The sequence below is a fragment of the Streptomyces azureus genome (assembly GCF_001270025.1).
Lineage (GTDB): Bacteria > Actinomycetota > Actinomycetes > Streptomycetales > Streptomycetaceae > Streptomyces > Streptomyces azureus.
Genome location: NZ_DF968383.1, coordinates 25,994 through 48,655 on the forward strand (window position 1 = coordinate 25,994; position 22,662 = coordinate 48,655).

Here is a 22,662-nt window from a genome sequence, read left to right on the forward strand (position 1 = left end):
GCTCCCTTGGTAGTGGTCATGGGCGTGTCCGGCTCGGGGAAAACCACGGTGGGCCGATTGCTGGCACAGCGTCTCGGTGTTCCGTACGCCGAGGGGGACGACTTCCACCCCGCATCCAACGTGGCGAAGATGCGGGCCGGCCGGCCTCTGGATGACGAAGACCGCCGCCCCTGGCTGGACGAGATCGCACAATGGCTGACCGGACATGCGGACAGCGGAGGCGTGGTGACGTGCTCGGCGCTGAAGCGGCGCTACCGTGACCGGCTGGCCTCCGCCGCGCCGCGCGTCTTCTTCCTTCACCTCGATGGCTCGCCCGAGCTGATCGCCGCACGCATCACTGCCAGGCGGGGTCACTTCATGCCGCCCGACCTGCTCCGCACCCAGTTCGCCGACCTCGAACCGATGGGCGAGGACGAAGCGGGCGCGGCCATCCCGATCGACGGCACGCCGGAGCAGACCGCTGCCCTCGCGCATGCCGCCGTCGCCTCCCCCTGAGCCGTCCACCTCGCACAGCGGCGGCAGCACGCACGCCGGCACCGCCGTCAGGGGCACGGCACAAACGGGCTGTCCGACGGCAGGAACCCGGCAAATCCGGCAGCTCAGCGAAGCGGTGGCCGACCCGCCGGTGACCGGTACGGCCATACGGTGCCTTCAGGCTGTCGGCGACGCGCAGGTTGCGGCCGGTCGGAGCGAGACAAGGCCGTTGAGCTGCCCGATCCCCGGCGGCCCAGCACGGTGGCGGCCGCGCGCCGAAGGGCGGGCCGGCTTGTGGTCGGGCCCGCCCCTCGAACGATGGGGGTCATACCCCGGTGGTCTGCCGGATCCAGTCGGTTACGTCGGCGCCGCCCAGGGAGACGAAGCGGCTCTGGAAGCTGAAGTGCCAGCGGCTGGAGCCGTTATCGGGCAGGGCGCCACGGAGTGGGGAAAGGCCGGGTGGCGCCGGTCGTGACAACGGCGTCGGTACCGGTCGACCAGCAAGTGACGTACTGGCAGGAGGCGATGACCCGGACCTGCGTGCCGATGCGCATCAGCCCCGCCGGGACGGGCCGTTCCGGGCCAGGAGCAGCCGGGCTTTCCGTGCGGCATACGGCATGTCCCCGCGTGAATGGCGCGCCGCCGTAGCCGGGAGCGCGTGATCCGGACAGGCGGACTGACGAGCCAGGCTGCTCAAGGAGCCGGTTGACCTCGTCGAGGAGCTTCTGCTGGACCGGTGGACGTCACTCGAGGTGTCCGTACCGTTGTTCCCTGAACGGCAGTTGGCAGGCAATCGTCTCTTCTGTGATCACGTGTACAGATCACGGTCTCCTGCGCGCAAAGTTCTCCCCGCACGATCGGCATGTCCTCGACCTCGACCCAAGGAAGTGCTTGTGAGAACACACCGCATTCCGTCCAGACCCGCCGTCCTCGTCCTGGGCGCCGCCGTGCTCGCCTTCCTGACCCCCGCCCAGGCCGGGGCCGACGACGGGGGCCTGCCGACGGTCACGCCCGTCAGCGAGACCCCCGCCCTCTACGACGACGAGGCGGGCGGCAACTCCGACGCGGACGATCCGGCGATCTGGCGCAATGCGGCCGACCCCGACCGCAGCCTCGTCATCGCGACCGCCAAGGAGGGCGGCCTGCGGGTGTACGACCTGGACGCCCGCTTGGTGCAGTCGCTGCCCGCGCCCCGCCCGCCCGCCGAGGACGACGCCCCGGGCCGGTACAACAACGTCGACCTCGTCACTGGTCTGCGCACCTCCACCGGCCGGACCGACGTGGCCGTGGTCAGCGACCGCGGCAACGACCGGTTGCGGATCTACCGCATCGACCCGTCGAAGCCCGGCGGCCCGCTGACCGACATCACCGACCCGGCAACCGCCCCGGTCTTCTCCACCGACCAGGCCGAGATCAACGACCAGCGCACCGCTTACGGCCTTGCCACCTGGCAGGACAAGTCCACCGGGCGTACCTACGCCCTGGTCAGCCAGCGGGAGCGGACCCGCCTCGCGCTGATCGAGCTCAAGCCGACCACGAGCGGGACCGTCACCTACCAGAAGGTCCGCACACTCGACCTGCCCGCCTCCTTCCGCATCCCTAACGGCACCACCTGGTCCCCGTGCACGGAGCCCGGTGAACTCCCGCAAGTCGAGGGCATGGTGGTGGACCCTGCCACCGGCACGCTCTACGCCGGCCAGGAGGACATCGGCATCTGGCGGATCCGCGCCGACCTCACCGGCAAGCCGGTCCTGATGGACAAGGTCCGCGAGTTCGGCGTCCCCGGCGTCTACGACGAGGCGACCGAGGAGTGCGCGGCGGGCGCCGACCCCGGCTACGGCGGTGATCGGCTGTCCGCCGATGTCGAGGGTCTGACCCTGTTCCAGGAGTCCGACGGGGACGGCTACCTGCTCGCCTCCAGCCAGGGCGACGACACCTTCGCCCTGTACGACCGCGAGGTGAGCGAGGACAACGAGTACGAAGGCGGATTCCGCGTCGGCGCGGCCTCGACGACCCTCGACGGGGCGGAGGAGTGCGACGGCGCCGCAGTCCTGAACGCCCCGCTCGGCAGCCGCTACCCGAACGGCCTGCTGGTCGTCCAGGACGGTCACGAGACCCCCGAGGTCCCCGACGGCGAGGGCGGCAAGCGCACCGCGACCGGCTTCAAGTTCGTCGATCTGGGCGACGTGGTGGACGCCGCCGACCTGTGAGCCCCTGCGGTGCGAGGAACCCACTGCTGCCGGGTGCCGCACGCACCCGGCAACAGGAATCCGATCAGGGAAGGAGCGGGATGCCCCGCCGGGGCGCCGTGGATCACCTTCGGCAGGCTCGCTCAGCAAGGTCCCCGACAGCGTCAGGCCCGACGGCGGAACTGCTCCACCAGCGCCGCATATCCGCTGGCGCCGTGACCGGCGGCCGCCGCTCGCTCGGCCAACGCCTTGACGAGCCTCGGCAGCTCGGCGTTGACGCCGAGCGACTCGCTCTCCTCGACCACGTGCGCCATCGCCGCCAGGTGGGTGTCGATCGTGCCGTCGTCGGCCGGGTAGGTGCCGTGGTCGGCCTGCCGCGCGTAGCCCGGCAGCCAGCCGGCCACCGTGTCGATCGCCCTCTGCGCGAGGGGGAGATACGCCGTGGCGGACACACCGGCCGTGCCGAGGATCGCGGCGCCGTTGAGGAAACCGTCGAGCATGCCCCACATGAGGACGAGCGTGGCCATCTCGTGCGTCGCCGAGAGTCCGGGGTCGTCGCCGAGGTGGAGGCCCGTGCCGAGACTGGCCAGCGCGGACTCGTGGGCGTCGTACAGCGGTCGCGGCCCGCTGTAGGCGAGCACGGCGTCGGACGTGCCGACGGTCTCCGGGACGGCCATGATCCCGCCGTCGAGGTAGCCGCCGCCGCGGCGCGCCACCTCCTCGGCGAGCGCTCGGGCGCGCGAGGGCGTGCCCGAGGTCAGGTTCACCACGACCCTGCCGTCGAGCGGTCCGTCGAGGACGTCCGCCACGGCGTCGTAGTCCGATACGCAGACCACCACGAGCGGGGCGGCCGCAAGCGCGGCCGACGGAGACTCAGCGAGCGTCGCGCCCCGAGCCACGAGGTCGTCGGCCTTGGCCGTCGTGCGGTTCCATACGGTCGTCGGGTGCCCCCCGCGCAAGAACGCCCCGGCGAGGGCGCCGCCCATCAGCCCGAGGCCCAGAACCGTGACGGGTGTGCTGGTCCGCATCATGTGCTCCTTCTCTGATCGGTGGCACAATCGTCAACATTCACACCGGTATGAAGGTCAAGGGGGAATGCGCGTGCTGATCGGGGAGCTGAGCCGGCGGACCGGGGTGAACCCGCATCAACTGCGGTACTACGAGGCGCAGGGCCTGCTGGTACCCGACCGCGGTGACAACGGCTACCGCGAGTACGGCGACGACGCCGTGCTGACCGTGGCCCAGATCAGGAAACTGCTCGACGCCGGGCTGTCGACCCAGGAGATCGGGTACCTCCAACCGTGCGTCACCGGCGCGGCCCCCGATCTGACGCCCTGCCCGGAGACCCTGGACCTGCTACGGGCGCGCATCGCCGGACTGGACGAGCAGATCGACACGCTCGTCAATTCCCGCCGGACACTGCGGGAGTACCTGGCGGCCACGGAGCAGCGGATGGCCGGCTAGACACGGACCGCGAGCCACTCACGAGCCGGGCCAGGAGCACGCGCCCCGAGCTCCGGCGAGAACAGCAGCTGGTCGGCCCGGCGCACGCGGCTACCGGATCAGCCGTTTACTACAACTCTGGTACCACCCACACCTGTTGTGTCATTCCCAGGGTGGAGGGTTAGTCCAGCCCGGCGAGGGATCCGCATGGGTGACCGGTTCCTGAAAGATCTTTCCTGTCCGAACACGCGACCGGAAGGATCGATATCGTGCGCAGACGACGTCTCGCGCCTCTGTTAGCCGTGAGTGTCACGGCAACGCTGGCTCCCGCGCTCGCCACCTCGACGGCCACCGCCGCCCCGGCCGCCACCCCGTCGACCGCATCCTCGTCCGCCGCCAAGGACGCGCTGGAACGGTATGTGAAGCAGAAGCCGCGGTGGAAGCGGTGTGAGGCCGACTCTCCGGCAGAGTTCGAGTGTGCCACGATCAAGGTCCCGCTGGACTACCGGGTTCCCGGTGGCAAGCGGATCGACTTGGCCATATCCCGGATCAAGAGCACAGCGCCCGGCAAGCGGCACGGTGTCCTGCTCTCCAACCCCGGCGGCCCCGGGGGGCAGGGTCTCCACATGCCGCTCGGAATGCGGGAGAGTCTCCCCGAGTCCGCACAGCAGAAGTACGACCTCATCGGTTTCGACCCGCGCGGTGTGGGACGGAGCAGCCCGGTCTCCTGCGACCTGGAGCCGGAGGAGGAGAACTGGCTGCGGCCCTACAAGGAGGCGACGTTCGACAAAGACGTCGCCTGGGCACGCGACGTCGCGAACAAGTGCAGGGAGAAGGCGGGCAACACGCTCGCGCACATCACCACGCGCAACACCGCGCGCGACATGGACCTGCTCCGGGCGATCCTCGGTGAGAAGAAGATCTCGTACCTGGGTTACTCGTACGGCACCTATCTGGGCGCCGTCTACACCCAGCTCTTCCCGGGCCGGGCCGACCGGTTCGTGCTGGACAGCGCGGTCGATCCGGCGCGCGCCTGGCGAGGGATGATCCAGTGGTGGGCGGAGGGCGCCGAGCCCGCGTTCGACCGGTGGACCGAGTGGGCCGCCAAGCGTTCGGAGAAATACGGCCTCGGCGACACCCCGAAGGAGGTCGACCGGACCTTCTGGGACCTGGTCGCGCAGGCCGACGAGAAGCCCATTGAGGTAGAGGGACAGCCAGTCACCGGCGATGACATCCGCAGCGGCATGCGCCGGGCTGTCTTCAGCCCGCAGTACGCCACCGAGGCGTTCGTGGAGCTGAAGAAGGCCGCGGCGGACGAGCCCGCCTCCGCGAAGAAGGCAGCGGCGTTCACCGGATCCGAGGGGACCGGAACGGAAGACGCCGCCGCCGATGCCGCCGAGGTGCCGGCCGACAACATGACGGCGAGCTTCTGGGCCGTGGTGTGCGGCGACAACTCGGCCGCCTGGTCCCGTGATCCTGAGAGCTACCGGCAGGACGCCATCGAGGACAAGGGCCGTTACCCGCTCTACGGTGACTTCGCGTCCAGCATCAAGCCCTGCGCGTTCTGGACCAAGTCCCTGGAACCGGCGACCAAGGTGAACAACAAGGTCGGCTCCCTGGTCGTCCAGAACGAGTGGGACTCGCAGACCCCGCTGCCCAGCGCTCAGGCCCTGCACGCCGACCTGAAGGGCTCGAAAATGGTCACCGTCCTCGGCGGCGAGGGCCATGGTGTCTACCCGACCGGAAACGCGTGCACGGACGGCACAGTGACCGACTACCTGCTCACCGGCAAGCTCCCGGCCAAGGACGTGACCTGCGAGGCGACGGCCGACTCGAACGCGGAGGCACGGAAGAACCAGAAGCGGGACGTACTCCCCGGCTCTCCGCTCCCGGAGCGTGCCCCGGACCGTTTCTGATCCCGGCCACACGGCCCGTTTCCGCATGACCCATTGAAGACGGGGCGGGACCTCCTGGTGGGGTCCCGCCCTATCGTGTGTCGCCGGCGCCGGCGCCGGCGCCGGAGTCGGAAGAAATCGGTTCGTCAGGCCATGTGGCCGTGTGTCCCACGGTCGGCCGGTGAATACCTGACGCGCCCGGCCCGTGAACAGTTCGACGACCCGCTCGCCGACATCACCGGGATGTGCGCGGCGAACGGGATCGCCGTACGTTTCGTCGGCCTCTTGTATTGCGGCACGTTCACGTTCGTGGACCGTCTTCCACGGCCGGTAGCACTCGCGCAGGTCCCGCCAAGCCCGCCCCGGTGGACAGCTTCCACAGGATCCCGTCGTCCAACTGGCGGTGGTCGCGCACCGGGCGGCCCATCCGCGGCGGAGCCGGCAACGGCTCGGTCACCGCTGACGAGTCATCGGGTCGGTTGCGGCACGAGGACCACGGAGTTGATCGGCGTCATGTCGTACGGCGCGTCCTCACCGGTCGCACAGGACACGATGGAGCAGTTCTTGCCGTTGTACCCGTAGCAGACCTGGGGGCGGCGGGCAACGACTTGAGATCGGTGACGGTGACGTCGGTCTGTTGCTGCTTGGCGAGCGCGGTGACCATGCTCGTCAGGGAGGCCGTGGACCGTCACCGCCCAGGGTGAGGACCGCCGCAGCGATTGACGACACGCGATTCGGGCTGCACCAGGCTTTGCGGAAGACCCGCCAGGACTTCAGGCGGGCTGCAGGACTATGTGGTCGACCGGCTCGCTCGGCCGGCTTCTGTTCGTAACGTGTGAGCTCGCTCGGCCGGGTCGTAGTTCGGTCCGACGCCCTCGATCAGCAGCACGTCGCCGTCGATGTGATCGGTACGCAGACTGAGGATGGCCCGGTAAGCGGGGGAGTCGTACCAGGCACGGGCGCCGGCAAGGCCGGGGAACTCGATCAGCACCATGCTGCCGGGCCACGTCCCCTCTACGACTTCCGCCGGCGAACCGTGGATGACGAAGCGGCCTGCGAAGGGCTCGAGGGTCGCCTGGATGCGCTCAAGGTACTCGATGACGTCTGAGTGATTCCGGCGGCTCCGGAGATGAGCAAAGCCGTATGCGGGCACTACGAGGTTCCTTCCTTCCGGGGGGGGGGCGGGTGACCAGAAGGTAGTTGAGTGTGGTTGGGCGGTGCGATTACCCCAGGGGTAATCGCACCGCCACATCGAGGGGCACGTGCCATGGCCGGCGCGTGACGAAGTGTCATACATGGGAGAAAATGCGACGCAGGCGAGTCCTGATACCGGTGGCTGCGCTTGCCCTGATCACAAGCGGTACGGTCCCAGCCACAACTACGACCGGGGAAGGCGCATCCGCCGGGGTAGCGCATTGACCAGTGACGTCTTTCCGGATCGTCAGCTGTATCAGTTCGGCTGCGGCGCCGCCGGTGGAGCCGACCGACACCGTCCACTCCACCGCATCCGTCTCTGACCTGGACGTGTTTCGACAACTTGGCCCAGGTCCGTCCGACTCCCGGTGTGCGAAGCGTTCACAGACGGTTTGCCAGGGCCCACAGCGTCCGGGCAGGTCGCGTCAGGGTGCCGGTCCGCAGCCTCCACGGCGCCCGTCGATCACCTGACGGTGATCCCGCCAGGGCCGCCGCCCCCGGCTATCAACACCCGGCAACAGCGGCGCTTCCGCTGCCATGACGCATCCGTCAACTCACTCGACCCACCACGAGATCAACTACCAGACGTGGCCTGGGCGTGTATCGAATGTGCCGGTGCCAGGAAGGCCATCCGTGTGCGGGACGGGTCAGGGTGTGATCGGGGATCGCTGCGGGATGAACCCCGATGCTCGGGTGCGCGACCGCTGACAGTGTGAGGGCCATGACCTCGACGCGCATGTCACGGAGAGCCTTTGCGGGCGCCACCCTGTTGGGGACGGCCGCGCTGGCCGTCACCGCAGCGCTGCCCGCGCGCCGCGCTAACGCCTCGTCCGCACTGCTCCCGCCACTGGATCCCATTGCCCTGCGGGCGGCGATCGACGACCTGGAGCACCCGCCGTCGACCGCGGCCCAGCTGCGAGTCGGCGGCACGACCGGCCACTGGTGCGGCACCTCGGGCGTGGCCGACATCAAAACGCAGCGGCCGGTGACGGCACGTGACAAGGTCCGGATCGGCAGCATCACCAAGGTCTTCGTCGCCACCGTGGTGCTACAGCTGGTAGCGGAGAGCCGGGTCGACCTGGACGCGCCTGTGCGGCGCGTCCTGCCGGGACTGCTGCCAGCCCGCTTCGCGGCTGTCACCGTGGCACACCTGCTGAACCACACCAGCGGACTGCCCGACCACGTCGGCATCCCAGAGCCGGACAGCGCGGAGGAGGTGTTCCGCCACCGCTTCGACCACTGGACGCCGCAGGAGTGGGTGGCGACGGCGGCGCACGGGCCACTGAAGTTCGCCCCGGGCACCCGGCAGGAATACCGCGGCATCAACTACGTACTGGCCGCACTGATCATCGACAAGGTGACCGGCCGCCCGTACGGGGAGGCCGTCACGGCCCGCATCCTGCGTCCGCTGAGCCTGGCGGGCACCGTTGTGGCCGGCAACGACCCGCGCATCCACGGTCGGCACGTGCACGGCTACCTGCGGATGGCCGACGGCAGCCTCCGGGACATCACCACCTACGACCAGTCGTCCTGCCGCGGCGAGGGCGACATGATCTCCACCACGAATGACCTCGACCGGACGCTCGCCGCGCTGTTCTCCGGCGAGTTACTCCCGCCTGAGCTGCTACAGCTGATGTTCACCCTCCCACCGCACGACGTGCGCATGCTGGACGGCTCCCCGGCCCGCTACAGCACCGGCCTGCAACAGGCCACCGTCAACGGCGTCACCCTCTGGGGCAAGACCGGCGAGACGTACGGCTACAAGAACGCCGCATTCTCCACTCGTGACCAGCGGCGCCGCTTTGTGCTCGCGTACCACCCGACGACCGCCCGCAACGGCGAGGAGAGCCAGATGATCGCTCGGGTCGCCGACCTGCTCACCCGCAGCCCGAGCGCCGAAGTCTCGGCGCCCTAGGGATATACCGAACGTGCTGGTCACAGCCAAACGTTGATGGCTGCTACAAGGACGGTTGCCTCGTGGCGGACTGCCGACCTGTCGTACCGCGTGGCCTCGGCCCGGTGCCTCTTCAGACGGTTGATGCCGCATTCCACCGCGTGCCGCCCACGGCAACCGACCGGGTCGAGCTTCGGCGGCCGACCGCCCTGAGATCCGCGCCTTTTGCGGTTGCTGGCCTGATCCGCCTTGTCCGGGACGGTGCAGCGGATGCCACGCCGCCGCAGGTGGGTGCGGTTCCTGGGGGAGGCGTACGCCCGGTCCGCCCGGACCCGCCGGGTCCGGGCACGCGGCCTGCCCGGCCCAGGACGGCCTCGAACCGCGAGGAGTCACCCCGCTGCCCCGCCGTGATGACGATCGACATGGGCTTCTGCCGCTGCTCCACCGCAAGGTGCAGCTTTGTGGTGGGCGATCTCGGCCCGGGAGAAGTGGCCGGGTGCGGGTTCGATGCGGGCCCGTTCGATGCTGAAGCGGTAGTCGGCGAAGCCGAGTTCGGTGAGCAGGTCCATGTCCTCGCGCCAACCGGTGGTAGCTGTCGGCCGCGTCGCCGCTGGGCTCGGCGATGGAGCCGCCGCTGTGTCCATGTGCCACCAGTCGCTGTTGACGTTGTCGCCCTCGATCTGGTGGGCGGCGGTGGAGGCACCCCACAGGAAGCCGTCGGGGAAGCCGAGACCGTCGGCGGTGACGTTCATGGCTGGGCCTTTCCTGACTCGTGCCGGGTGTCGGTCAGCGGATGCGGCTCTCGCCCGTCAGGGAGTTGAGGGGCCGGGCCAGATGGCCGAGGCGTCGTCACGGTGGGGGTCGGGCAGCCGGATCGGGCGGACGGGAATGGTGCGTACGCGTCCTTCGGCGACGGCCCTCCACGGAGCGGGGTGACCGGAGTAGCACAAGGTGGTCAGAGCGAACACACCGTTGGCGTAGACCTCGACGTATTCGCCGATGGTGAGGATGCGCAGGGAGGTGGCGGGTTCGGTCAGTATGGTCTCGCCGAGCCGGGTCCCGTCGGGGCCGGTGGCCCAGAGGTTTTTGCCGTCGCAGCCCACCGCGAGGACGGGACCGTCGCTGTCCGGACCGGCGGTCCGCAGGGTGACCTCGACGGGCCCCGTTATGCTGATGTCGCCGACCGCATGCAGGGCGGGCCCGTCCGTCTCCTCGCCGAGCCAGGAGTCCAGGCCGGGCCACCATTCCAGGCGGGGCGCCGCCTCCTCGGCTGTGACCAGGAGTTTCGGCTGGGTGAGCATGCCGCGGCAGCGGTCACCGGTGTCGCTGAGGCCGACGCGACGGGGCGTGGTGTGCAGCACGACGCGGGAGCCGTCGGGCGCTGCGATGACGCGCGGAGCGTAGGCGCCGGTCGGGCCAAGAGGGCCGCGCCGGGTCCAGGGCCCGCGCAGGCGGGGCGCGGTCCATGCCTCGAAGCCGCGGGTGGAGCCGATGGACCCGAGCAGCAGCCAGCTGCCGTCGTCGAGGCGTTCCAGGACCGGGCACTCCAGTTCGTCGACGTCGCCGGGGGAGATGAGCGGTGGGTGGACGGTCCAGTGCTCCAGGTCGTCGGAGGTGGCCCAGGCGACGCAGCCGCTGACCTCGACCGGGAGGGAGGCGTCGCTGGCGCAGACGGCCATGACCCAGCCGTCCGACTCGTCGTCGCGTACGACGAACGGGTCGCGCCAGCCCATGCGTTCACCGGTGCGGTACCACCGCGGGTCCGCCTCGGCGACCGGCCCGGTCCCGTGGCGCCGCCAGGCCGTGCCGTCGGTGCGGTCGGAGTACGCCAGCCCGACCGACTGGACCGGCCAGCCGCCCGGCGTGAGCCCGGAGACGCCCGTGTAGAACATCGCCATTCCGTCGCCGTGCCGGAGGGGGTGCATGGTCCACACCGCCTGCTGGTCGAACCGGCCGGGCAGCCCGTTGCCGAAGGCGGTGCCCTGCGGCTCCCAGCGGACCAGGTCGGCGGAGGTCGCCCGGCCGTAGGAGGTCTCCATCCGCAGATGGTCGAACTCCGGTGTCCAGGGCCCCTGCAGATGCAGCACCGCATACGTGCCGTCCCCGTCCCGCAGCAGGGCGAAGTCGTTCACGCAGAGGCCGGGCGGGGCGTATCGCATGCACAGTTCCTGTCGCTCCGCAGCGCTCAAACGCGTGCGCTGACGCTTGATAACAAAAGGGTCTCTTGAGGATCGGCCCAAGTAAATATGAACGCAAACGCTTGTGCAACAGGGAGGCCGGGTTTACGGTCACGTCACCCACAGACCACACCGACGTGAAATCAACGGGAGGAACACGCCGTGACGGCCAGCATCACCGATGTCGCCCGCGCCGCCGGAGTCTCGGCATCCACCGTGTCCCGCGCGCTGCGCGGTCGGCCGGGGGTGTCGGAGGAGGTGCGGGCGCAGATCACGGCCGTTGCCGCGCAACTCGGCTACACGGCCTCACGTTCCGCGGCGAGCCTGGCCAGCGGGCGCACCTTCACCATCGGGGTCGTGGTCCCGTACGTCGGCCGCTGGTTCTTCGGCACCGTGCTGGACTCCGCCGAGCAGGTGTTCAGCGCCGCCGGGTACGACGTGCTGCTGTACAACCTTGGTTCGCCGGAGACACGCAAGCGTTTCTTCACCAGGCTCCCGGTCCGCAAGCGGGTGGACGCCGTGCTGTCGCTGCTCATCCCTGACGAGGAGGAGTCGGCCGCACTGCGCTCGCTGGGGGTGCCGCTGGCCACCACGGTCGGCGGCACCCGGCCCGGCTTCACCGTCGTCGGCATCGACGACCGGGCCGGCACCGAGAGCGCCGTACGGCATCTGGTCAACCTCGGCCACCGCCGGATCGGCATGATCAGCGGGTCCAGCGGTCCGCTGCACTGGACCACCCCCATCGATCGGCGCAACGCCTACCTGAACGTGCTGACCGACGCCGGTATCGAACACGACGCGGCCCTGGAGGCGGACGGCGACTACACGGTCGAGGGCGGCGAACGGGCCATGACCGAACTGCTGGCCGTCTCCCGGCCTCCGACGGCTGTGTTCGCGCAGTCCGACGAGATGGCGATGGGCGCCCTGCGTGCCCTGCGCCGCCACCGGCTGAAGGTACCGGACGACGTGTCCGTCGTCGGTTTCGACGACCACGAACTGGCCGACGTGGTCGGTCTGACCACCGTCGCCCAGCCGGTCGCCGCGCAGGGCGCGGAGGCCGCCCGGCTGCTGCTGCGGCAGCTGGACGAACCGGACGCCGAACCCCCCGCCGAGCAGGTTCGGATGCCCATCCGCCTCGTCCTGCGCGAGACCACCGCCCCGCCGCGGCCCCGCGGACCGCAATAACTCTCTGAGCCCCACACCCCCACGCCTGCACAGCACGTCAGCCCGTCGAACCCTCGCCACAGCACGGAGGCACAGCCATGAGCTCGACCAGCAGAAAGTACCGCCGCACCGCCTGTACGGGCCTGGCCCTGGCCCCCCTGGTGGCGCTGGCCGCCTGCGGCGGGGGCAGTGGTACCGATGCCTCCGCCGAGGCCGGGAGCGGCAAAGGCACCATCAGCGTCTGGGCCCACCAGGGTCAGAAGAACGAGGCCAGTGCGCTGCAGAACGCGGTGAAGTCCTTCAACTCCTCTCAGAACAAGATCAAGGTCGACCTGAAACTGATACCCGAGGCCGACTACACCAAGACCATCACCGCCACCGACGCCGCCGAGCTGCCGGACGTGCTGGAGTTCGACGGACCGACCATGGCGAACTTCGTCTACAACAAGAAGCTCGCCCCGATCGACACCTACGTCTCCGCCAAGACCATGGACAACGCCACCGACGCGAGCAAGGCGCAGGGCGAGGTCGACGGCAAGCACTACGGCCTGGGCATGTTCGACTCCGGGCTCGGTATCTACGGCAACAAGAAGCTGCTGGACGCAGCCGGGGTGAAGTATCCGACCAGCCAGTCCGACAGCTGGACCGCCGAGGAGTTCACCGCCGCGCTCAAGGCGCTGAAGGCCAAGGACTCCGACGGCAAGACCCTCGACCTCCAGGAGAGCGGCGGCTACGCCAACGAGTGGGGCACCTACGGCTTCGCCCCGATCGTCTGGTCCGCCGGAGGCTCCCTCCTCAAGGACGGCAAGGCGGAAGGCGCCCTCGACACCCCGGCCGTGGCCTCGGCCCTGAAGACCTTCCAGTCCTGGAAGACCTACGTCGACCCCAACACCGACGGCAATGCCTTCGCCAAGGGCCGCGTCGCCCTCAGCTGGGTCGGCCACTGGATGTACCCCGCCTACAGCCAGGCCCTCGGCGACGACCTCGTCGTCCTGCCGCTGCCCGACTTCGGCAACGGCCCCAAGACCGGCCAGGGCTCCTGGGCGTGGGGCATCGGCGCCGACACCAAGAACGCCAAGGCCGCCGGCACGTTCCTGGACACCCTCCTGAACGACACCAACGTCACCGCCATGACGACGGCCAACGGCGCGGTGCCCGCCACCAAGACCGCGCTCGCCAAGAGCAGCCTCTACAAGCAGGGCGGCCCCCTCCAGCTCTTCGCCGACCAGCTCGCCAAGCCCTGCGGCGACAGCGACATCACCAAGTCCTGCGTCGCCGTCACCCGCCCGGTGACCGCCGGGTACCCCACCGTCACCGCGAAGTTCAGCGAGGCACTGAACTCCGTCTACGGCGGCGCCGACCCCAAGAGCGCCCTGGAAAAGGCCGCCCGCGCCATCGACCAGGACTTTTCCGACAACGCCGGCTACAAGATCCCGTAGGACCCGTCGGCCGGGGCGGGCCCGCACATCGCGCGCCCGCCCCGCCGGGAACAGGACCCTCCCGTGACATCCGTGGAACCCGCGCCCGCCGTGCCATCCGGCCCGGAGCAGGCCCCCTCCGTGACATCCCTGAAGCCCGCGCGGCCGACGCGATCGGCGCGGCCGGGCCGCAAGAACCGCGACTGGCTGCACGGGCTGCTCATGTCCGCCCCGGCCGTCGTCGGACTCATCGTCTTCGTCGGTGTGCCGTTCGGCTACGCCGTGGTGCTGTCCTTCTACAACGTGCGCCTCGGCTCCCCGCTGGAGCCCACCTTCTTCGGCCTGGAGCAGTACCGGCGGCTGTTCACCGACCCGGACCTGTCCGGCCCGTTCCTGCGGGCCCTGCTGAACAACCTGACCTTCGCCGTGGTCGTCGTACCGGTACAGACGGCCCTGGCACTCGGGCTGGCGATCCTGCTCAACCGCAAGCTCAAGGCGATCGGCCTGTTCCGGTCCCTGTTCTTCATGCCGGTTGTCTTCCCGATGGCGCTGGTCGCCGTGATCTGGCGCCTCATCCTGGCCCGCAGTGACCAGGGCATGCTCAATTCGGCACTGGACGCGGTGAGTTTCGGCAACTGGGGTGCCTTCGACTGGCTCGGCGACGGCGCCACCGCGATGGCCTCGATCATCGTGCTGTCGATCTGGCAGGGTGTCGGCTTCCAGATGGTCATCCTCTTGGCCGGCCTCCAGCAGATCCCCGGTGAGCTCTACGAGGCCGCCGAACTCGACCGCGCCGGCCGCTGGCAGCAGTTCCGCCACGTCACCCTGCCCGGCATCCGCGGCACCCTCGTCTTCGTCGCGATGCTCACCTCGGTGCTCTCCTTCCGCGTCTTCGACCAGGTCTACGTCCTCGTCCGCGGCGGCGGCCTGGACGAGGACGCCGCCCGCACCGTGATGTACCAGGCCGTCACCACCGCCTTCGACCAGAACAACATCGGCCAGGCGTCCGCGATCACGGTCGTCTTCTTCCTGATCGTCGTCGTCCTGACGCTCATCCAGCGCCGCGTCGTCCGGCCCGGAAACGAGGACTGACCCATGGGCACCACCCCTACGCCCCTGCGCCGCTTCATGGACTACGCCGTACTCGGCGTGCTGGCCTTCATCTTCGTGCTGCCCGTGATCTACCTGTTCCTGGGCAGCCTCAAGCCGTCCGACGAGGTCCTGAACGGCCTGTCCGGCTTCCTCCCCACTCACCTGTCCTTCGACAACTACTCCAGCGTCCTCGACAGCCTCAACTCCGAGAGCACCGGCTACTTCTGGCGCTTCATGGGCGTCTCACTGCTGCTGGCGTTCGTCGTCGTCACCGGCGGCCTGTTCGTCAACTCCATGGCCGCCTACGGGCTGTCCCGGCTGAAGTGGCGGGGGCGGAACGCCGTCTTCACGCTCATCCTGCTGCTGATGCTGGTCCCGTTCGAGTCGGTGGCCGTGCCGCTCTTCTACATGTTCAACGACCAGCGCAACACCCTCCCCATCCTGGCGCTCCCGTTCATCGCCAACGCCTTCTCGGTCTACCAGTTCCATACGTTCTTCCGCTCGATCCCGCCGAGCATCGAAGAAGCCGCCCGCATCGACGGCGCGGGCCCCTGGCGCACTTTCTTCGCGATCATCGTCCCCATGTCGAAGCCGGCCTTCGCCTCCGTGGCGATCCTGACCTTCCTCATCCAGTGGGGCTCGTTCCTGTGGCCGGTGCTGATGGTCTCCGACCCGTCGGTACGCCCGCTGCCGCTGGAGATGAGCGTCTTCCAGGGCCAGCAGCCCCCGGACTGGGGCCAGATCCTCGCCTTCGGCGTCCTCCTGGTCCTGCCCGTCCTGGTGGTCTTCGCCTTCTTCCAGCGGTGGTTCGTCCAAGGTGTCGCCAGCTCCGCCGTCAAGGGCTGAGCGAGAGCCGCCGACTTGCACGCCTCGGCCCACGCTGCCGGCGTGGTGGCGTGAGGCTGAGGACCGGGGTCGAGGAGCGAGCCATCGGGTTGCCGCTGAGGTCGGTCAGCAGGCCGTGCGCGACGAGCCGGCGGACCACGAACGCGGTGACGTTGGCCTGCCCGGCCGTACGCGGGTTCGGGACTGGCCCTCGGTGCCCGTTGTGCATGCCGGAGGTCGACGAGCGTCTCGATGGGGCACTGCGTCTGAATGGACTTGGCGCCCTGACGCCGGATCAGCGGCTGCTGCGCGTGCTCCTGGAGGATGACCCGTCGGCCTTCGAGCAGGCTTCGTCGCGTCGTCTTGTCCAGCACCGGGAGAGCGCCCAGGCCCGGGAGCTCATTGCCCGGTGCTGGGCGGCCCTGCCCGAACGCGACCACGGCGAAGCCCGGCCGGCCCTCTTCCGCCTCTACGCCGACATCACGCGAGAAGCGGCAGACCGCGCCACGCGCTGAAGACACAACAGACGTCGCAGGTTATGCCCTGTTGGGCGAAGACACCGAGAGAGCACCCGCTCTTGGGGCAGCTGGGCATCAGATCAACGTTGTGCACTTTGTTACGTACCAACCGGTGCACGCCTTCACCGTCTGCGCCGGCACATCGCCCTGACCGCGCTGCCGAAGGCCCGGTGAACACCGCGGGCCCGGCCTCCGCCAAGGCCGGGCCCATCGCCCGGGCCTCCGTTGCCGGTGGCGGCCGGAACGCTGTTCGGATGAGCTGAGATGAGCAAAGAGGAGGAGAGGAGCGTCCATGGTGGATCGGACACCGGCCGAGCAAGCGCTCGCCCGTTCATACACGACGGGTGACGGCAGCGTGAGCTTCGGCATCACCGATCTGGCGGTGGAGCACCGTCCGGGCGGCGCCGCTGTGCTGGCATACCGACTCACGGTGGAACGCGCCGGGCGACGGGACGAACGCTGGGCGGTCGCGCTGCCCTGGGAGGACAGCTCCTTCGCCGACGTCCTCGCCTCGCCCGCCCCGGAGCCCGACCGGCTTCAGCAGCTCGTGCACCTGGTGCATGCGCTGCTGGAGGAGTGGTGGGACACGAAGGGCCACAACCGACAGTCGGCGAAGATGGGCCACCGTATCCTCTGAGGATGTCCCTGCGAGCCTTGGCTCGTCCGGGAACGGCATACCAGGCCGCCGCCTTCCCGAGCGGTGCTCGCGCCGCTCGGCATCCTCCGGAGCCGGGTCGACTGACACAGTGCCCACGGTGCCGACAGCCGCCGCACGGCGTACAACGACTTCAGGGCGGCCCGGTGCCACCGGTACGGCCAGAGCGTCATGTTCGTGCCGGACAGCCGGAGTAGATCGAAGGCGACGAAGTGGACCGGCCACTCGGCAACCGCCAGGGCCGCCGCAGCACCACGCCGCTGCAACCGGTCCTGCAACCGCTCGAAAGCGGGCCGCCCTTCCCTCCGCACGACCAGCTCGCCGTCCAGCGCGCCCGCGTCCGGCAGCTGCGCTGCGCCGGCCACAACCTCCGGGAACGCTCGCCCCAGCTCAGTGCCGCGTTTTGAGCGCAGCGGAACCCGCCCGCCCGCGTACACGGCGAGCTGGGCACGGCAGCCGTCCGTCTCCAGAATTCGACGTATCTCATGAGACAGGGCGGCAGTTGGCTTCGACAACGAGACGTGGCTCCCCTGACAGTGAGATTCGGCCCCACTTGGCGATCTTTCGGGCATGGTTTGCGGCTGTAGGCCGCCCGAAGCACCACGACAAGACCGCCGCCCGGATCCGCAGCGAGATCGGCGGGCCATGGAGCCGATACGCCTCCGGGCACCAGTCACGGTCACCAGCGGGCTGGGTTCCTCGGGGAACTGGCGACAGGTGAATACGAAAGACCACCAGTAGGGCGGCGCTGGTCGATCCCTCAACGCGATCGCCCCGGGTACTGCCGGTAGTGGGGGGGGCGGGGGCTGACCCCACCACGATCAACCGGACAGCCGGATGGCCGGGAGAACGCCGTGTCGGCGATGGTTGGGCTGTCCCGAGCAAATCGCCCACAGAGAAGGCAAGATCGTGCGCATGGTCACGACCACCGCCGTCGCGCTGGCCCTCGCCGGCCAAGCCACGCCGGCCGCCACCGCCCAACAGTCGACCATCGACGGAATCTGGCGCATGGACGGCTACGGCACAGTGCTCTCCATCCGGAACGGAACTTTCCAGGAGTACCAGACCACCGCCGTGAGCTGCCTCAAAGGCGACTCCGCGCAGTGGACCGGCCCCGGCACCTACACCACGCCCGACGGCGTGGTCCTGACCGTGCGCGCCCGAGAAGACCGCGACCACGCGTTCCTGCGCGCGGACGCCTCCGTCGGCAGCCGGAACCTCCGGCGCATCCCTGCGCTGCCCAACGCCTGCGCGCGCCCGACGGCCGAGGACCCCCGCACGACCTTCGACGTCTTCTGGCAGACCTTCGAGGAGAACTACCCCTTCTTCGCATCCAAGGGCATCGACTGGCACAAAGTCCGCGATCAGTACCGCCCCCAGTTGCACACCGGGACGACGAGGGATGAGCTCTACGCCGTCTTCAGCGAGATGGTCGAGCCGCTCCGCGACGCCCACGTCGTCGTCCAGGATGGCAACCGCGTCTTCTCCCAGGTCCGCCCCGGCACCGTCGTGCCCACCGGGGAACTGGACACCAAGGTCAAGAAGTTCATCGTGGAGCGCGACCTCAAGGACGCCCGGAACCTCCAGGACTTCGCCCACGGGCGGATCACCTACGCCGACCTCCCCGGCGGGCAGGGCTATCTGCGGATCTCCGGCTTCGGCGGGTACGCGGGTGACGAGACTTCCTACGCCGCCCAGCTGGCCGAGCTCGACAGGGCGCTGGACACGGTCCTCGGCCAGGAGCGCACCCAGCGCCTGAGGAGCCTGATCATCGACCTGCGCATCAATGGCGGCGGCTCCGACGCCCTTGGCATCCACATCGCCGAGCGCCTCACCGACACCCCCTACCTCGCCTACTCCAAGCGGGCTCGCAACGACCCCGCCGACCCCACCCGGCACACTCGTCCCCAGCCCGTGTACGTCACGCCCGCCCAGGGCCCCCGCCACACCGGGCCGGTCGCCGTGCTGACCGGCGGCTCGACCTTCAGCGCGGGGGAGACCTTCACCCAGGCCCTCATGGACCGGCCCGGCAAGACGGTCCGGATCGGGCAGCCCACACAGGGCGTCTTCTCGGACGTCATGCCGCGCAAGCTTCCCAACGGCATGTCGGCCTGGCTGCCGAACGAGGAGTTCCTGACCCGGTCAGGCAGGACCTTCGACGGCACAGGCATTCCGCCGCACCTCACCGAGCCGGTCTTCACCAAAGAGCAGTTCGACAAGAAGAGGGACTCGGCCTTCGACAGGGCTGTGAACGTCCTGCGGAACTACGGTGGCAGCACGAGCTGACACAGGAGCAGCGGGACTGGGGGCAACCCGCCCGGACCTGCTCGTTCCGGCAGGTGGCGTAGTCGATCATCAGCTCGGAGACACATCTCCACCTGCGTTGCGCATCATGCGTTGCAGTACCTTCAGGGTGATGAGGTATTCCTCGTCCGGGACACCTGTATGCACATGCGTCCGGCTGGCGCGCTGAGTCTCGGCGGCGCGCTGGTGCAGTGCCCTGCCTTCGTCGGTGATCTGGAGTCGGCCGGTCCCGTCCAGGACGAGCAGCTACGCTCCACCAGCAGGTCGATGTCGGGGGCTAAGCCGGCGCCAACGTCCAGGTTGGCCTGCTGGGCACGAATCACCTCGTCCCGGGTGGCACCTGTCTCGCTGTGCAGCACCTGGTGCAGCACCCACCACTGGGGCTGTGTGATTCCGATGGCCGCGAGCCGCCCCCTGACATACGCCGTGAGCGTCTTGTTCGCGGCCCACGTCCAGTACCCGATCGGCTGGTTCACCAGCTCCCCGTCGTCGTGCGAGTACTCCATCACGCCACCTTCTCTCAGCCGGTTCGCCCGCGCGCCGTCCGAGCGGCCATGCCATGCGCAATCGCCGGACGCCCCTGTTCACTACGGTCATGGGCAACTGTCAAATCTCCACTGCGGTCATCCCGAGTGGGATGGCGCCGGCATCAGTCCTCCACGTGCGCCGCTGGGAGCTTGCGCCCGTACGCAAGCAGCAGAAGCTCCTGAGCGGGGCGCACCACCGCAGTGCCCGCACCGTACGACCACTCCAGGTCGGTGGCCCGCAGCTCGACATCCTCGAGGTTCGCCTTGAAGAAGCGGAGCGTGCTCGGTTTGACGGTTCCCAGCACGATCCGCAGGCGATCCTTGGGGACTTGTCGCCCGAGCCCGAGCGCGACGGTGATGTCCAAGCCGTGGATGACGTCGTGCCCGAGTGCCGCTGCCAGGCCGCCCACCGGCGGCCTCCAGGGATGATGGGCGTTGTCCCGCAGTTCTGTGGCGAGTTCATGTGGGCTGAGGGCAGCGGCGTCGCGGCGCGCGATACGGTCGGTCATCCGGTGCAGGTTGCCTCCCGCCCGGGCGAGCTCCAGCGCCGTCCTGCCAACCGAGTATCTGAATCCCGTGCTCATGTGTGCGGCGACCTCTCGCACCCGCCACCCGCTGCACAAGGTCGGCGAATCCCACTGGTGATCGGTCAGCCCATCCAGCATGTCCGCCAATTCGCGCCGCTCGGCCGCGATCGCGGCACGGACATCCACCGCTGCAGTCTCCATGGTCACCAGCGTCTCGGAGCCTCCGCCAGAAGTCCAAGAGACAGCAATTCTCGCAACTAGCATCTCTGCTTATGGAACTCCGCCAGCTGCAGTACTTCCTCACCGTGGTCGAAGAAGCCAACTTCACCCGCGCCGCCGCTCGCCTGCATGTCGCGCAATCGGGAGTGAGTGCTCAAGTCCGGCAGTTGGAGCGGGAGCTCGGGCAGCCGCTGCTGGACCGGTCCGGCCGAAGGGTGACCACCACCGAAGCGGGCGAGACTGTCCTTCCCTATGCGCGGGCAGCACTTGCGGCCATCGAGGGGATGCGGCAGACGGTGGACGAGTTCACCGGCCTGGTCCGAGGACATGTCACCATCGGCGTCGTCTCAGGCGCGGCCACCGACGAGTACGACCTGGCCACCTTGCTTGCCGACTTCCACAACGAGCACCCACAGGTGGAGATCTCCCTCACCGAGGACACTTCAACACGCATGCTCACCGCGCTGCGTCGCGGCGAACTCGACCTCGCCATCGTCGGCATCACCGACGACGATCCCCCGCCGGGCACCAGCCTCCAAGTCGTGATCGACACTCCACTGGTCGCCGCCATGACCCCGGAGGACCCCCTGCTCCTCCCCACCGGCCGCACAGCGCTCCCACTGGCCGCGCTCGCCGACCGCCGACTCATCAGCCTGCCACGCGGCACCGGCATACGCGGCGCACTCGAACGCGCCTGCCGACAGGCCGGTTTCCAGCCACGCATCGCCTTCGAGGCCGCCGCGCCGGGCCTGCTGACACGCTTCGCCGCCTGTGGCCTCGGGGTTGCCATCCTCCCGGAGGTTCCGTCCGAAGCCGCAGCCGCTCTGGGCCTTCGCACCCTTCCCCTGGCCTCCCCCCGCCTCCGCGGCCGGATCGCTCTCGCTTGGCCGACGGACGGCCCCACCACTCCGGCGGCAAAGGCCCTCCTCATCCGCATGCAAAAGGCCTTCCCACCGGCCAAACCCTCGTAGGGGGAGGAACATGGCCAGACCACCCCTGCATTCAGTAAGTCGGCGGCGCTGCATGCGCGGGGTGGCGACGTGTGGTCGTCCGCCGTCACCGAGCGCGAGGCCGGCATTTCCGAGGTACGACGGTTCCCGGCGACGCTGTCGGGCGGGAGCTACCGGGCCCGTACGAGCGTCCGGTCGGGTGGTGGAGTCGACGCTCGTGGGCTTTCGGGGCAGGCGGTGACGATCTCGCCGACGGCGGGGCCCGGTCAGTGGTTGCGTGACGACGGTGAAGTGCTCGGGGCCGGGCAGCCCTTTCCGGGCGATGGCGAGCCGGACCTCGCGGGTGGCGGAGGGCAGGGCAGAGCATGAGGTTGTTGACGCCTGAGCAGGTCTTCACTTCGCCATAGCGATGAGTGCTGGAAGATCGCGGTGCGCCTGGACGTTGCCTCCAGGTATGAAGATCAGTGAGGCTTCCAGAGTCAGCGGCGTGAGTGCGCGATCGTTGCGGCACTACGAGGATGAGGGCTTGATCGTCCCTGGTCGTTGCAGCAACGGGTTCCGCGACTACTGTCAGTCCACCATCGACCGGGTGCTCGTCATCCGCTCGCTGCTGGAGTCCGGGCTGCCCGTGCGGTTGATCAGGGAATTTCTGCCCAGCCTCACTGACGAGCCTGGTGTCGGCACGGATGTGGTGTGCGCGGAGTTCCTGCACGAGGTGCAGAGATATCGCGATCGGCTCGCTGCGCGTATAGCCGTTCTCAGCGCTCAACAGGCGGCACTCGACGCCTACCTGGAGAAGCCCGCCGTACTGATCTCTGACCGCCGCTTGACCTTGACGTAAGTGTGAGACTCCTACGTTCCGTACATGGAGATCAACAAGCAGCACGATGTTGAGCAGACGGTACGAGCACTGGTCCAGCGGTCACATGGGGGGCCGAAGGCCCTGACCCTGCCGCAGGAGTTGGGGTTCGGTTCTGGTCCCACGTGCTGGCGGCGGCTGGCCGAGTGGCAGGAGGCCGGGGTGTGGGAGGAGCTCCAGCGGGTGCTGCTGGGCCGGTTGCGGGCGGCGGACCGCCTGGACTTCTCCCGCGTCACCGTCGATGCCTCGCATGTGCCGGCGAAGCGGGGGCGTAGCAGCCCAAAAGTCGGTCCGAGTCCGGTTGACCGTGCGCGGCCGGGCTCGAAGCATCACGTGCT

General features: G+C 69.1%; 21 protein-coding genes and 4 pseudogenes. 15 read left to right on the forward strand and 10 right to left on the reverse strand.

Annotation, left to right across the window (positions count from 1 at the left end; translation table 11 throughout):
• Positions 1 to 18 precede the first annotated feature (18 nt).
• Both AOQ53_RS31660 and AOQ53_RS31665 read left to right on the forward strand, forming a co-directional pair.
• Positions 19 to 495, forward strand: coding sequence for a gluconokinase (locus AOQ53_RS31660; RefSeq protein ID WP_236711881.1), 477 nt, complete (start codon positions 19 to 21; stop codon positions 493 to 495).
• An 872-nt stretch (positions 496 to 1,367) separates the two neighbouring features.
• Positions 1,368 to 2,684 (forward strand): phytase, encoded by a 1,317-nt coding sequence (locus tag AOQ53_RS31665; protein WP_059422486.1) that lies wholly within the window; start codon positions 1,368 to 1,370, stop codon positions 2,682 to 2,684.
• A gap of 143 nt (positions 2,685 to 2,827) precedes the next feature.
• Here AOQ53_RS31665 and AOQ53_RS31670 read toward each other — a convergent pair whose 3' ends face one another.
• Positions 2,828 to 3,691, reverse strand: coding sequence for an NAD(P)-dependent oxidoreductase (locus AOQ53_RS31670; RefSeq protein ID WP_059422487.1), 864 nt, complete (start codon positions 3,689 to 3,691; stop codon positions 2,828 to 2,830).
• A 73-nt stretch (positions 3,692 to 3,764) separates the two neighbouring features.
• Here AOQ53_RS31670 and AOQ53_RS31675 point away from each other — a divergent pair, with 73 nt between their 5' ends.
• A complete protein-coding gene (locus AOQ53_RS31675) occupies positions 3,765 to 4,127 on the forward strand; it encodes a MerR family transcriptional regulator (RefSeq protein ID WP_059422511.1) in 363 nt (120 codons plus the stop codon).
• 248 nt (positions 4,128 to 4,375) lie between these two features.
• Positions 4,376 to 6,022 carry an alpha/beta hydrolase gene (locus AOQ53_RS31680; protein ID WP_059422488.1) on the forward strand — a complete coding sequence of 549 codons (1,647 nt, stop codon included), beginning with the start codon at positions 4,376 to 4,378 and terminating at the stop codon, positions 6,020 to 6,022.
• 276 nt (positions 6,023 to 6,298) lie between these two features.
• Here AOQ53_RS31680 and AOQ53_RS43830 read toward each other — a convergent pair.
• From AOQ53_RS43830 to AOQ53_RS45310, 3 genes and pseudogenes are all read right to left on the reverse strand, one after another.
• Positions 6,299 to 6,458 (reverse strand): annotated as a pseudogene (locus AOQ53_RS43830) (transposase); the annotation flags it as partial.
• Between the two features lie 333 nt (positions 6,459 to 6,791).
• Positions 6,792 to 7,154: a DUF1330 domain-containing protein gene (locus AOQ53_RS31685; RefSeq protein WP_059422490.1), complete on the reverse strand. Its 363-nt coding sequence runs from the start codon at positions 7,152 to 7,154 to the stop codon at positions 6,792 to 6,794.
• A 319-nt stretch (positions 7,155 to 7,473) separates the two neighbouring features.
• Positions 7,474 to 7,748: pseudogene (locus tag AOQ53_RS45310) on the reverse strand (transposase); the annotation flags it as partial.
• 168 nt (positions 7,749 to 7,916) lie between these two features.
• Here AOQ53_RS45310 and AOQ53_RS31690 point away from each other — a divergent pair.
• Entirely contained in the window at positions 7,917 to 9,110 is a 1,194-nt protein-coding gene (locus tag AOQ53_RS31690) for a serine hydrolase domain-containing protein (protein ID WP_059422491.1), read from the forward strand.
• A gap of 20 nt (positions 9,111 to 9,130) precedes the next feature.
• Here AOQ53_RS31690 and AOQ53_RS48430 read toward each other — a convergent pair.
• The 3 genes and pseudogenes from AOQ53_RS48430 to AOQ53_RS31700 form a co-directional block, all read right to left on the reverse strand.
• Positions 9,131 to 9,555, reverse strand: a pseudogene (locus AOQ53_RS48430) (transposase); the annotation flags it as partial.
• The gene (locus tag AOQ53_RS31695; RefSeq protein WP_059422492.1) at positions 9,479 to 9,841 is read right to left on the reverse strand and encodes a family 1 glycosylhydrolase; all 363 of its coding nucleotides are present in this window, start codon (positions 9,839 to 9,841) and stop codon (positions 9,479 to 9,481) included. The gene AOQ53_RS31695 and the pseudogene AOQ53_RS48430, both read right to left, overlap by 77 nt.
• 57 nt (positions 9,842 to 9,898) lie before the next feature.
• Positions 9,899 to 11,248: a glycoside hydrolase family protein gene (locus tag AOQ53_RS31700; RefSeq protein ID WP_059422493.1), complete on the reverse strand. Its 1,350-nt coding sequence runs from the start codon at positions 11,246 to 11,248 to the stop codon at positions 9,899 to 9,901.
• A 180-nt stretch (positions 11,249 to 11,428) separates the two neighbouring features.
• Here AOQ53_RS31700 and AOQ53_RS31705 point away from each other — a divergent pair, with 180 nt between their 5' ends.
• The 6 genes from AOQ53_RS31705 (at position 11,429) to AOQ53_RS31730 (ending at position 16,920) form a co-directional block, all read left to right on the forward strand.
• Positions 11,429 to 12,451, forward strand: coding sequence for a LacI family DNA-binding transcriptional regulator (locus AOQ53_RS31705; RefSeq protein ID WP_059422495.1), 1,023 nt, complete (start codon positions 11,429 to 11,431; stop codon positions 12,449 to 12,451).
• Between the two features lie 77 nt (positions 12,452 to 12,528).
• Positions 12,529 to 13,869 carry an ABC transporter substrate-binding protein gene (locus tag AOQ53_RS31710; RefSeq protein ID WP_059422496.1) on the forward strand — a complete coding sequence of 447 codons (1,341 nt, stop codon included), beginning with the start codon at positions 12,529 to 12,531 and terminating at the stop codon, positions 13,867 to 13,869.
• Positions 13,870 to 13,932: 63 nt separating this feature from the next.
• Positions 13,933 to 14,940: a carbohydrate ABC transporter permease gene (locus AOQ53_RS31715; protein WP_059422497.1), complete on the forward strand. Its 1,008-nt coding sequence runs from the start codon at positions 13,933 to 13,935 to the stop codon at positions 14,938 to 14,940.
• Between the two features lie 3 nt (positions 14,941 to 14,943).
• A complete protein-coding gene (locus AOQ53_RS31720) occupies positions 14,944 to 15,786 on the forward strand; it encodes a carbohydrate ABC transporter permease (protein ID WP_059422498.1) in 843 nt (280 codons plus the stop codon).
• Between the two features lie 206 nt (positions 15,787 to 15,992).
• Entirely contained in the window at positions 15,993 to 16,280 is a 288-nt protein-coding gene (locus AOQ53_RS46795) for a hypothetical protein (protein ID WP_408055207.1), read from the forward strand.
• 295 nt (positions 16,281 to 16,575) lie between these two features.
• Complete coding sequence (locus tag AOQ53_RS31730) at positions 16,576 to 16,920, forward strand: hypothetical protein (RefSeq protein WP_059422501.1); 345 nt, start codon at positions 16,576 to 16,578, stop codon at positions 16,918 to 16,920.
• Here the strand turns inward: AOQ53_RS31730 and AOQ53_RS41915 are convergent.
• Positions 16,821 to 17,585, reverse strand: coding sequence for an ATP-dependent DNA ligase (locus AOQ53_RS41915; RefSeq protein ID WP_330219376.1), 765 nt, complete (start codon positions 17,583 to 17,585; stop codon positions 16,821 to 16,823). The genes AOQ53_RS31730 and AOQ53_RS41915 overlap by 100 nt on opposite strands.
• A 262-nt stretch (positions 17,586 to 17,847) precedes the next feature.
• On the opposite strand from AOQ53_RS41915, the gene AOQ53_RS31740 reads away from it, so the two are divergent.
• Positions 17,848 to 19,224: a S41 family peptidase gene (locus AOQ53_RS31740; RefSeq protein ID WP_059422503.1), complete on the forward strand. Its 1,377-nt coding sequence runs from the start codon at positions 17,848 to 17,850 to the stop codon at positions 19,222 to 19,224.
• A gap of 122 nt (positions 19,225 to 19,346) precedes the next feature.
• Here the strand turns inward: AOQ53_RS31740 and AOQ53_RS31745 are convergent, their stop codons facing one another.
• Positions 19,347 to 19,748, reverse strand: coding sequence for a MarR family transcriptional regulator (locus AOQ53_RS31745; RefSeq protein ID WP_236711883.1), 402 nt, complete (start codon positions 19,746 to 19,748; stop codon positions 19,347 to 19,349).
• 143 nt (positions 19,749 to 19,891) lie between these two features.
• Positions 19,892 to 20,497, reverse strand: a complete 606-nt coding sequence (locus AOQ53_RS31750; protein ID WP_059422512.1) for a maleylpyruvate isomerase family mycothiol-dependent enzyme — start codon at positions 20,495 to 20,497, stop codon at positions 19,892 to 19,894.
• Positions 20,498 to 20,568: 71 nt separating this feature from the next.
• Here AOQ53_RS31750 and AOQ53_RS31755 point away from each other — a divergent pair, with 71 nt between their 5' ends.
• From AOQ53_RS31755 to AOQ53_RS41920, 3 genes and pseudogenes are all read left to right on the forward strand, one after another.
• Positions 20,569 to 21,486, forward strand: a complete 918-nt coding sequence (locus tag AOQ53_RS31755) for a LysR family transcriptional regulator (RefSeq protein WP_059422505.1) — start codon at positions 20,569 to 20,571, stop codon at positions 21,484 to 21,486.
• Positions 21,487 to 21,919: 433 nt separating this feature from the next.
• On the forward strand, positions 21,920 to 22,306 hold the full coding sequence (locus AOQ53_RS31760; RefSeq protein WP_059422506.1) for a MerR family transcriptional regulator: 387 nt from the start codon (positions 21,920 to 21,922) through the stop codon (positions 22,304 to 22,306).
• Positions 22,307 to 22,330: 24 nt separating this feature from the next.
• Positions 22,331 to 22,662: pseudogene (locus AOQ53_RS41920) on the forward strand (IS5/IS1182 family transposase); the annotation flags it as partial.